Source organism: Actibacterium sp. (assembly GCF_041584535.1).
Lineage (GTDB): Bacteria > Pseudomonadota > Alphaproteobacteria > Rhodobacterales > Rhodobacteraceae > Actibacterium_D.
The window spans coordinates 1-2,180 of record NZ_JBFHDW010000371.1 but is presented as its reverse complement, the minus strand read 5'-3'; the positions used below and the strand labels follow the sequence as shown (position 1 = coordinate 2,180).

Here is a 2,180-nt window from a genome sequence, read left to right as displayed (position 1 = left end):
GATCGAGGTCGAGAACCTGTCCAAGCATTACGGCGACAAGCAACTGATCGAAGACCTGTCCTTTGCCCTGCCCCCCGGCGGCATCGTCGGCGTCATCGGCCCGAACGGCGCCGGTAAATCGACGCTGTTCCGGATGCTGACCGGTCAGGAACAACCCGATAGCGGTGCAATCAGCATGGGCGATACCGTCAGCCTGTCCTATGTCGACCAGTCGCGGGATTCGCTGGATGGCAACAAGACCGTGTGGGAGGAAATCTCGGACGGTCTGGACATCACCGTTCTGGGCGACGCCGAGGTCAACAGCCGCGCCTATTGCTCGTCCTTCAACTTCAAGGGCGGCGATCAGCAGAAAAAGGTCGGCCTGTTGTCAGGCGGTGAACGTAACCGCGTGCATATGGCCAAGCTGTTGAAATCTGGCGGTAACGTGCTGCTGCTTGACGAACCGACCAACGATCTGGATGTCGAAACCCTGCAAGCACTTGAGGCGGCATTGGAAGATTTTGCCGGTTGCGCGGTGATCATCTCGCACGACCGCTTCTTCCTTGACCGCCTGTGCACGCACATCCTGGCCTTCGAGGGCGACGCCCATGTCGAATGGTTCGAGGGCAACTTCGAGGCCTATGAGCAAGACAAGATCCGCCGCTTGGGTCCGGACAGCGTCGAACCAAAACGGGTGAAGTATAAGAAGTTTACACGCTAGAACCGTCATAGGGCAGCGCCCGCACCGGGGTGGGCGCAGAAGCGCCCGCCCATGGGGCGGGGCGGGCGCTGCCCGGTCCGCTTTGCGCACCGGGTGAAATCCCGGAACAAAACCCTTGCCAGCCGCCCGGTCTCGGTCGCTTAATAGGGTATGTCGATCCTTACCTTCACCATCCACTGTCCCGACCACGAAACCGCGTCCGAGCTGGCCGATGCCTTGCTGGGTCAGCATCTGGTCGCCTGCGCGAATATCCTGAATCCGGTCGAAAGCCGCTATCACTGGCAAGGCAAGCTGATGCGCGAGACCGAAGTGCCGCTTGAGGTGAAAACCCGTCCGGCGCTGGAGCGTGAGGTGGAATCGGTGGTCTGCGCCCTGCATCCCTATGACGTGCCGCCCATCGTCCGCAGCGAATGCCGCGCCAACTCGGATTACGAGGCCTGGGTGCGCGAGGTTACCGGCGGGTAAGGCGGCGCAGGGCAATCACCCCGCACCGCGCATTCGGTTATTTCCGGGTATTCACCGGGCCGATGCCGACGCCAAAGTCAAAGCCATCCGAGCCAAAGCCGATGCTCGTGTCGACAAAGGCGCCGTCCTGCAAATAGGCCGCGCCCAGATTGGGCCGCCATGTGCCTTCGGTGAACAGGTAATCCAGACCGGCCGAAACCGCGCCACGGCCGCTGCGATCGGTGGAAAACACCTTGGCACCAAAGGCGACACCACGGCCGAACACCCACGTCACCCCGACCGAGATCGTCGGATCGCCGCTGGATGATTTCGGCACCGCCTGCGCGACCGCCGCCTGCATCCCCAGAACCAGGGCAACGACACTGCCCAAAAGGATCTTACGCATCTTCAACTTCCCCCCTAACATTCTGTTTCCTCACTGAAACTTAGCACAAATTTCAGCAAAATTGGAAAAAACGTCGGGGCGCGGCGCAGGCGCCAAGGGCTTTGACGGGCAAACCCCGCCAAAAAACCTTGGGCAAAACCCGTTCAGGCCAGTGTTCAGCGCTTTTTCACGAACTCGGTCAGGATCACGATCCGCTGGCCCTCGACCCGGCCCTCGATATGGCCCGCATTGTCGGGAACCAGAGAAATCCCACGCACCGCCGTGCCGCGCTTGGCGGTAAAGCCTGCGCCCTTGACCGGCAGATCCTTGATCAGCGTCACGGTATCGCCCTGCGCCAGAACCGTGCCGTTGCTGTCGCGGTGCACGACGTCGGACTGGCCGGCCTCGGCCCATTCCTGAACATCGGGTTCCAGATACAGCATCTCCAGCGCCTCGGCGGCCCAGGGTTCGGATTTCAGATCGTTCAGCTTGCGCCAGGACAGCACCTGAACCGCCGGCACCTCGGACCACATCGACGACAGCAGACAGCGCCAGTGCTGGCTGTCGGCCTCGCCCCCGGCACAGGTATCGCACAGCGCCACCTGATCGTCGCGGGGCGCGATCGCGCTGGCCTGAGTCGCCGGCGCTCCG

The 2,180-nt window shown here is 62.2% G+C and carries 4 protein-coding genes; 2 read left to right on the top strand and 2 right to left on the bottom strand.

Translation table 11 applies throughout. The features are described from left to right. Window positions 1-700: ATP-binding cassette domain-containing protein (locus ABYW26_RS13720; protein ID WP_372605471.1), on the top strand; the 700-nt coding region annotated here is incomplete at its 5' end. Between the two features lie 150 nt (window positions 701-850). Next, on the top strand, window positions 851-1,165 hold the full coding sequence (gene cutA, locus ABYW26_RS13715; protein WP_372605470.1) for a divalent-cation tolerance protein CutA: 315 nt from the start codon (window positions 851-853) through the stop codon (window positions 1,163-1,165). Window positions 1,166-1,202: 37 nt separating this feature from the next. Here the strand turns inward: cutA and ABYW26_RS13710 are convergent, their stop codons facing one another. Together ABYW26_RS13710 and ABYW26_RS13705 are read right to left on the bottom strand one after the other, a co-directional pair. After that, on the bottom strand, window positions 1,203-1,550 hold the full coding sequence (locus ABYW26_RS13710) for a hypothetical protein (RefSeq protein ID WP_372605469.1): 348 nt from the start codon (window positions 1,548-1,550) through the stop codon (window positions 1,203-1,205). A 155-nt stretch (window positions 1,551-1,705) separates the two neighbouring features. Further along, window positions 1,706-2,152, bottom strand: coding sequence for an alkylphosphonate utilization protein (locus ABYW26_RS13705; RefSeq protein WP_372605472.1), 447 nt, complete (start codon window positions 2,150-2,152; stop codon window positions 1,706-1,708). Window positions 2,153-2,180 lie beyond the last annotated feature (28 nt).